At 56.6% G+C, this 7,945-nt stretch carries 8 protein-coding genes, 1 tRNA gene and 1 pseudogene; 1 reads left to right on the plus strand and 9 read right to left on the minus strand.

Going from position 1 to position 7,945, the window contains the following annotated elements:
- Nucleotides 1–326 precede the first annotated feature (326 nt).
- Together ACVWZU_RS13920 and ACVWZU_RS13925 are read right to left on the minus strand one after the other, a co-directional pair.
- The gene (locus ACVWZU_RS13920; RefSeq protein ID WP_414358372.1) at nt 327–1,094 is read right to left on the minus strand and encodes a PspA/IM30 family protein; all 768 of its coding nucleotides are present in this window, start codon (nt 1,092–1,094) and stop codon (nt 327–329) included.
- A gap of 120 nt (nt 1,095–1,214) precedes the next feature.
- Nucleotides 1,215–2,408, minus strand: coding sequence for an RNA-guided endonuclease InsQ/TnpB family protein (locus tag ACVWZU_RS13925; protein WP_457445506.1), 1,194 nt, complete (start codon nt 2,406–2,408; stop codon nt 1,215–1,217).
- A gap of 80 nt (nt 2,409–2,488) precedes the next feature.
- On the opposite strand from ACVWZU_RS13925, the pseudogene ACVWZU_RS13930 reads away from it, so the two are divergent.
- Nucleotides 2,489–3,217 (plus strand): annotated as a pseudogene (locus ACVWZU_RS13930) (phosphoribulokinase); the annotation flags it as partial.
- Nucleotides 3,218–3,327: 110 nt separating this feature from the next.
- On the opposite strand, the gene ACVWZU_RS13935 reads toward ACVWZU_RS13930, so the two are convergent.
- The 7 genes from ACVWZU_RS13935 to tsaB all read right to left on the minus strand — a co-directional run bounded on the left by ACVWZU_RS13935 (nt 3,328) and on the right by tsaB (nt 7,824).
- Nucleotides 3,328–3,399 (minus strand) — tRNA-Val (locus ACVWZU_RS13935).
- Nucleotides 3,400–3,514: 115 nt separating this feature from the next.
- Nucleotides 3,515–3,829 (minus strand): antibiotic biosynthesis monooxygenase family protein, encoded by a 315-nt coding sequence (locus ACVWZU_RS13940; protein WP_414344235.1) that lies wholly within the window; start codon nt 3,827–3,829, stop codon nt 3,515–3,517.
- Between the two features lie 3 nt (nt 3,830–3,832).
- On the minus strand, nt 3,833–4,579 hold the full coding sequence (locus ACVWZU_RS13945; RefSeq protein WP_011432094.1) for a phosphoadenylyl-sulfate reductase: 747 nt from the start codon (nt 4,577–4,579) through the stop codon (nt 3,833–3,835).
- A 76-nt stretch (nt 4,580–4,655) separates the two neighbouring features.
- The gene (locus tag ACVWZU_RS13950; RefSeq protein WP_457445502.1) at nt 4,656–5,585 is read right to left on the minus strand and encodes a metallophosphoesterase family protein; all 930 of its coding nucleotides are present in this window, start codon (nt 5,583–5,585) and stop codon (nt 4,656–4,658) included.
- 394 nt (nt 5,586–5,979) lie between these two features.
- Nucleotides 5,980–6,453, minus strand: a complete 474-nt coding sequence (gene accB, locus ACVWZU_RS13955; RefSeq protein ID WP_011432092.1) for an acetyl-CoA carboxylase biotin carboxyl carrier protein — start codon at nt 6,451–6,453, stop codon at nt 5,980–5,982.
- A gap of 69 nt (nt 6,454–6,522) precedes the next feature.
- Nucleotides 6,523–7,080, minus strand: coding sequence for an elongation factor P (gene efp / locus ACVWZU_RS13960; RefSeq protein WP_011432091.1), 558 nt, complete (start codon nt 7,078–7,080; stop codon nt 6,523–6,525).
- A 36-nt stretch (nt 7,081–7,116) separates the two neighbouring features.
- The gene (gene tsaB / locus ACVWZU_RS13965; protein WP_457445504.1) at nt 7,117–7,824 is read right to left on the minus strand and encodes a tRNA (adenosine(37)-N6)-threonylcarbamoyltransferase complex dimerization subunit type 1 TsaB; all 708 of its coding nucleotides are present in this window, start codon (nt 7,822–7,824) and stop codon (nt 7,117–7,119) included.
- Nucleotides 7,825–7,945: the final 121 nt, after the last annotated feature.

A 7,945-nucleotide genomic window follows, 5' to 3' on the forward strand; every position in this document is an offset into this window, starting at 1 on the left:
AACAGAAAGATCAACTGGTAGTAATCCGTACTGAACATATTATACATTATTTTCAGTATAGTTGAGCTTATTATTGACTAGAGTCATGCTCTCACAAAACCGTAGGCAAACTAACCTCAGCCCTGCCGGAAGCAGGCTGTGACCCTTTCGCAGGTTGATTACCCTCTGGGGATCCCTGCCACTCGAGGTGGAACGCTTTACTGACAGACTTTGCCCTGCTGGTCGGCAGAAGGGCTGTCAGAGTTCTTGTTGGTTAGCTTACCACCCCCCGGCCCAAACTCAGCCCGGCAAGCCTTGAGAGTCGGAGGAGAGCGACATTCCGCCTGTTAGAGCTGGTCAATCTCCTTGCGCAAATTTTCCAACTCCAGATCGACTTCGCTCTCACCTGCGGTGGAAGGTCGGCCTGAGGACTTCGCCTCCCCAGAGGGCAACTGACCCTGAATCGACGCCTTGAGCATCAGCAGCTCGTGATCTACATCCGAGCCACCCGCCTCCAAAGCGGCAAACTGGTTTTCCAAATTGTCCACCGCCAGCTCGGCTACTGCCGCCGACTGGGCCTCCAGGGAGTTCACCTTCTCCTCCATACGCTCAAAAGCGGCAAAGGCGCTTGTGGCGTCCACCCGCCCGATAACCTGATTGATTTGCTGGGAAGCCTTGGCGGCGCGGGCGCGAGCGATGAGCATGTCCTTTTTGGTCTTGGCCTCAGCGATCTTGCTCTCCAGCTTGGTCATGTTGGACTTCAGGATCTCCACCTGCTTAGTCTGCTCATCCAACTGCCGCTTCAGGCTTTGGGCAGTCTCGGCAAAGGTTTTCTTGCGCACCAGCGCTTCCCGAGCCAAAGCTTCGTTGTTGTTGCGCAGGGCCAACTCGGCGCGTCTTTGCCACTCATCAACACTCTGCTGTGCTTGCTCATACTGCCGCTCTATCCGCTTCTGGGCAGCAATGGCCTGGGCAACCGCTTGCCGCATCTGGTAGTGATCCTCAGACATGTCCTGAATGGTCTGGTTCAGGATTTTCTCCGGATCCTCGGCGCTGCTGACCAGCGCATTGATATTGGATCTAATGATTCGGCTGACCCGATCGAACAATCCCATCGGTTGCTTCCCCCTCTAGCGGTCTGACCTAATGCTACCCTTGCTGCTTTGATGCCTTCCAGTGCTTCTACTCCAGTATAGGGATCCATAGGGCTCCGGTAAACTACCCGACTCCGACCGCTAAGCGGTACGGAGCGGGCTTTCAGTAGCCCCGAGCCTGCTCTGCTCTACCAGAGAACAAAACAGGCCCGAACCTCTAGGCTGGTTTACGACAGCCCCAAAAAGCGCAATCACATTCGCACCATTCAAATCCGCATCTCCTCCCCATCCACAGTGCCCACACTTGAACGACTTGCCACTGCGATAGGATTGCGCAGGGTCGGGATGGACGTGCAGGCACCTGTGGCAGGTCTGGCTGGTGTAGGCGGGCGGGACAAGAACCAGAGGAACCCCCGCAATTCTCGCCTTGTATTCCAGAAACTGCCTCAGTTGGTAGAACGCCCAACTGTTGGCCCTCCTACGCTCTGTTTTACCGCGTGGCTGTTGATTGACCCTTTCCCGGATCCCTGTCAGGTCTTCCAGAGCGATAGCGCTGTTGGTAGCCTTTGCCCTGGAGACAATAGCTTTGGAGATGCGATGATTGACCCACGCCTGAAAGCGCCTCTCCTTGCCAGACAGCCGTTGCAACAGTTCTCTGCATCTGCGCCGCGAACTGCGTGTGCCCTTACTGGCTTTGCGTTGGAGTACCGCCCTCAGCTTGGAGTAGTGGTCTCGGATTCGGTTCAACTGCTGTCCATTCCAGTTATCCCCTTCTGACGTATGAGCAATATCCGTCCTTCCCAAATCCACCCCGATCACCTTGTCGGTATCTTGTTGCTTGGGTGTTTTTTCCTCTACGCAAATCTGGATGTAGTAGGAGCCGTCTTTCCGCTTGACTAGCGTGGCCGCTTTTGGGTTGGAGCCAGCCAGCATCCCACGCTGGTAGTTACCAATGGCCAGTCCAAAGCGCTCTCGCCCTTCCACCGTGGTCAGCGACACCGTCCAGTCTCTCTCACGAAATGAGAAGATGCGTGCGTCGTAGGTAACGAACCTACGCTTGAACTCTTTAACCGGACGGTTGCGCTGTCTCGCCACTTTGCGAGCGCCTGCCACCCGTCTGCACACCTGTTGAGCCAAGTTACTGGACAAGCCGAATCGGGCGCGAATCTCGTAGTAGCAAAGGGATTGCAGTTTGACCGCGTTGACGATCTTCTCCGGCGTGTTCTGGTTGACCCAGTTCAGTGCCTGCACAAAGGCATCCATCGTCGCGTCCAATTTAGCGGCTTGCGACTGGGACACCTTGAGCTTGCAGGAGATGGTCAGGATTTGGCTCATAAGTTCATTGTACTTCATCAAAGCGCATTCCTCCCGGCACTGACCCTACGGGTACAGTGCGGGGCTCCTGCGATTTCTAGCTGACGCTCTTGCGCACCGGCCAGCCGATCCTAAAGCCCGTCTATAACCACAGCACCGGCACCTTTGACCCTCCAGAGTACGTCAAGCCCAACAAATATGTCATCGTCGAAGGGCTGCTGGGCTACTTTACCCGTGGTATGCGGGATAGCTACGATGTCAAGGTTTACTTGGCTCCCCCAGAACATTTACGAGCCCTTTGGAAGATTAAGCGGGACACCCGCAAGCGCGGATATACCGAAGAGCAAGTGCGAGAAGAGCTCAAAAAGCGCGAACCCGACTCAGAGGCTTTTATTCGTCCACAGCGCCAATGGGCCGATGTGGTGGTCACCTTTTACCCGCCCCAAGAGGGATCCAACCAAGACGAGGTATTGCTAAATGCACGCTTGGTGCTGCGCCCCACCATTCCTCACCCAGATTTTTGGCAAATCCTCAATGCCCGCGACAATCACCTTAGCTCTGCCATTCGTTTGGATTTGGATCGGGATATGGGCAAGCCCGTCGATGTTTTACAGATTGATGCCCATGCTACGGCCAGCCAAGTGATTGAGCTGGAGCGGATGCTCTGCAACGAAATCCCTTACCTGGGCAAGTTCTGTAGCTTAGAGGGAAACCCCAATATCGGCCAGTTGATCGGCACCACCGGCGAGCTGCTCCAGAGCTATCCCCTGGCTTTGACTCAATTGCTGATCACCTACCACATGCTAAAAGCGGCCCATATCTACCAGTAGAATCCGTGGCGGCGAGGAATCCCCAGTTTCACAGGATCTGCAGGGGAGGGCTAGGCTCAGCACTGTAACCTGATCCTGGAGCAAACCTTTGTCAGCTTCTGCCAAAGACATGGGCTGTGCTGGAATTGAACCAGCGGCTCCCACCGTGTCAAGGTGGTACTCTACCACTGAGTTAACAGCCCCTACGAGCGATGCCGCTGTGCATCTGTCTGAAGGCCGGAAACAAATAATATCACATCTTAACCTGTCCCATTGGGGTCAACCTAGGTGGAGAGTGGACAGGTGCCCTATTTCAAATCAAAAAGGGGATCCGGTCAGCAACTGGTAGTGCAACACCTGGGGTGGGCGAGCAAAGTAGGGCCCGATGAGGGCACGCCAGCGGACAAAGTTTTCCGATTGGCGAAAGTTGACCAGATGGGCCTCTAGGGATCCCCACTGAACGAGCAGTAGGTATTGCTGAGGGTGCTCCAGACAGCGCTGCAGTTGGTGCCCTTGGTAGCCGTCGGTCTGCTGCAAATAGATGAAAGCTTGAGCGATGGCGGCTTCAAAGGCGGCTTCAGAGCCGGGGGTAATTTCAAACTGAGCCACCTCAAGGATGGAGGAAGCAGTCATGGGTTAGGTATGCAGGCCGCATTCGGTTTTGCTTGTGCCCTTCCAGCGTCCAGAGCGGGGATCCGCCCCTGGCTCAACAGGCGCAGTGCAGTGGAGGCAGCCGATACTGGGGTAGTGGCGATCGTGCAGGGGGTTGTAAGGGATCCCGTGGTCAAGGATGTATTTCCAAACTTGGCCATTTGTCCAGTCAGCCAGCGGGTTGAGTTTGAGGCGGTTGCGCTTGCCGTCCCACTGCACCTTGCCGATATCGGCGCGGGTGGGGGATTGTTCCCGACGCATCCCTGTAATCCAAGTGGTGCAACCGGCCAGAGCACGATTCAAGGGCTCCACCTTGCGGATGTTGCAGCAGAGGTCGGGGTTAGAGCGATACAGTTCTGGCCCGTATTGAGCTGCCTGCTCTTCCGGGGTAAGCAAGGGCTTGAAGATCTGCAGTTGCAAGTGGGGGTAGCGCGCCAACACCTGCTCCCGCAGTTGTAGGGTTTCCGGGAAGTGAAAATCGGTGTCCAGAAAAAAAGCGCGAACACGGGGGTTAATCGCCGTGAGCAGATCGATCAGCACTAGGTCTTCCGGGCCAAAGCTACAGGCCAGCACCAGCCCATCTCCAAATTCTTCAACCGCCCAGGTGAGCAGGTCGCTTGCCGACAAAGGCTCAAACCGTTCGCTCAGGGACGCCACTTGAGGTTGATACTGCTCCCGCAGCGCTTGAGCCGCCAGCTCCCAGCGGCTAGAAGGAGAAAGGCTTGCTGTCATAGGGGGAAGACACCGAACTCGACGATTTTTGCTTTTTTTAATCTACACTAATTCGGTCAAGCTTTAGGGGTTTTGATTACCAGGCGGCAGCGGGCAGAGGGAGAGAGCGGGATCCCTTGGCCCGGAGAGGGATTTGTCCCCAGCGATCCCGTCGGATCCCCATCACCAAGCCGTGCCAGAGGGGGCTGGGATCCAATGCCGGCAACTTAACCCAGTGGTAGCGCAACACCCCTCGCCGTGGGTTCACCTCCAGCTCAAACACCCGCAGAGCCGAAACCGGCCCCACCAGAGGAGGTGCTGTCAGGTAGGGGATCCCATCGCGGACATACACCTTCGGCACATGCAGGTGGCCACTCAGCACCGCCACCACCCGTCCGTGACGGGCCAAGAGAGCGTGTAGCGCCGAGGCTGGTTCGCTGAGGAGCCGGTACTTGCGAAACAAAACCGCGTCCATTTGGGTGGGAGCAATGAAGGGCGGCTGATGGATCAGCAGGATCAGCCATTCTTCCGGCACCGTTTGCAGATGTTCGCCCAGCCAGTGCAGTTGGGAGGGGCGGAGCACGCCCTGAGGCAAAGGGAAGCGTCCCAGGCTGGCGTCGAGGGCAATCAAGCGGATCCCGGGCAGAGGGGAAAGGCTGTAATCGACGTAACCAGTGGGAGCCAGGGACAGGGGAAATTGGCTTTGGCACCAACGGATAAACTGATCTCGGTTAAAGCGTCCCTTTCTCCTCAGGGTGTCGATATCGTGGTTGCCCAGGCTGAGGTAATAGGGCACCCGCAGTTGGGCAACAATCTCCTGGAAAGAGTGAAAGCTCTCCGGATCCGCTTGATCCACCAAATCTCCGGTAAACACCACGAAGTGCAGATCCGGCACCTGGTTGAGATGGGCAACGGCGGCTTCCAACTGGCGGCGGGGGGAATCGGACATCCACCAACAGCGGCACCCCGTCTCGGGCATCAGGTGGACATCTGAGACTTGAGCAAAGCAAATGCGTTGGGTTGCCATTGTTTAGGTACTTATTCACACCTCACGCCCGCATCATAGTCAATGATGGGCCGGGGGGCTATGGGCTTCTCTTAACCTCAGCCGGATCTGGCGAGCACCTATTGGGAACTGAGGACAGGTAGGGCTATGAAAGGGGCGCGCAGACTGGTCAAATTGGTCTGAGAGGGTTTCCCAGGCTGTCACCCCCAACTTTTCTCCCAGCAGGATAGATTGAATGGATTGATGAGTAGCAAAGCGGTCTGTACCCTTTGCTCCATCCCATACTTCCCGGCTCTGGAAAACTGCCGGATACAGCGCTTCAACACCGACCACATCCCCTCAATCCGATTCAACTTTGGTGTATACACAGGCAAGGGAGATTGGGTTGCCAAAATCCGGTTTACCCCCTTGCCCATCAAGCTGTGGGATCCAACCGCATCAACACCTGCCCAAACTCCACCGATTGCCCATTGCTCACCAAAATCTCGGTCACCACGCCTGCCGCTTCGGCCTCGATCTCGTTCATCAGCTTCATGGCCTCGATGATGCACAGGGTTTGGCCCTTGTTCACCCGTTGGCCAACCCGCACAAAGTCAGGTTCACCTGGAGCTGGGGCGCTGTAGAAAGTGCCCACCATTGGTGACGTCACGTCTATCCAATGGCTGGGGGTGGATTTGGGAGCAGTGGGAGGAGGGGGCGCTTCTGCAGGAGCAGGAGGAGGCGCAGAGGAGACAATAACCGGACTGGCGGGGGTGGAGGAGAGCTCAGTCGGGATCCCTTTGCGCAAGGTGAGGCGAAAATCTTTGAACTCCAGAGTTAGCTCGGTAACATCGCTCTCTTGCAGAGCGGCCAGGAGAAGACGAATTTCCTGCCAATTGACAACATCCAAGGGAAGGTTCACTCCTGATGCATCACCTGTCCACAACAGAAATCCATAACCGAAAAGGAGAGGGAGAACTCACTCCCGGCCCAGATAGGTGTCGGTGCGGGTATCGACCCGAATCCGTTCTCCAACCTTGATGAACAAAGGCACCTGGATCTCAGCACCGGTCTCCAGCTTGGCCGGCTTGGTTCCCCCAGTGGCGGTATCTCCTTTCACCCCTGGATCTGTTTCCACCACTTCCAGAACAACGGTGTTGGGCAGCTCCACATCGATCACCTGCCCATTCCAGCGCAAGATTGACACTTGCATGTTTTCTTTCAGATATTTCACGGCGGAGCCAATTTGGGCGGCGGTAATTGGAGCCTGCTCATAGGTCTCCATGTCCATAAACACCAAGTTGTTCCCTTCCGCGTAGAGATACTGCATCTCGACTTTTTCGATGGTGGCTGCGGGCAGGGTTTCACCGGCGCGGAAAGTCTTCTCCACAACGTTGCCAGTCTGCATGTTTTTGAGCTTAGTGCGCACAAAGGCTGCCCCCTTGCCGGGTTTCACATGCAGGAACTCGATCACCTTGTAGGGAGCTCCGTCAATTTCTACAGAGACGCCAGGGCGCAAATCGTTGCTTGAGATCATGTCAGCAGAGGGATCCGTTGCTTAGACTTCCCAATCTTACCGTGACGATGGGGCACTCCGTTCGCGCTGGGGAGGCGGAGTCCGATTCAGCCCTCTGAGATCAATCGGGGGCTGGCGACCGTAGAGGGGCAGCACCTCCTGCCACTGAGGGCGCAATCCGGCCCGAAAATCGGCGCGGGCCAATTCTGCCAACGCCACCACAGGTGCAGAATCCACAAAATCGTCGGCATCTACAGATAAAGCTTGCGGCCAATGGCGGAGAAGGGCCTGCCAAGCCTCTTCCTCCCAGAGCCGATCGGCCGCTTCTGCAGCGACACCCTCTTCTGTCACCCGATACACGCCGCCATACCGCTCTCCTCGTTTGGCGTCCATCTGCACCGCCACCGTCAAGGGCTGGGGCGGGGATCCCTGCTCCTGCCACACATGGCGGGCGAGGACGGCCAAAGCCGAGTAGCCAAACACGGGAATGCCCAGTTGCTGGCCCAGCAGACGGGCCACGCTCACCCCCAAACGGCTGCCCGTAAAGCTGCCCGGCCCCAAAGCTACAGCGATCCCAGCTATCTGCGACCAAGCTTGACCGGCCAAGAAGACTTTCAAGCAGGGGTGCAACTGCGCTGCCATCTCCCGATCCAGCCACCAGCTCTGACTGCGGGTTTCTCCCAACCCTGGCTCCAACGGCAGCAGGGCCAGGCCCAAAACGGGCGTGGTGGTGTGGATCCCTAAAATCCAGCGGACAAGCGACATGGCCTCTCTCAGGATCAAAAAAGGTGGTTGACGAAACTTAACGGATGTTTTAAGTTTAGGTTGTCAATCTTCGCGCTTCCTTAGGGAAGTTTGTCCTCATGACTACTGTTATCCAACGTCG

The sequence above is a fragment of the Thermostichus sp. MS-CIW-26 genome (assembly GCF_054059115.1).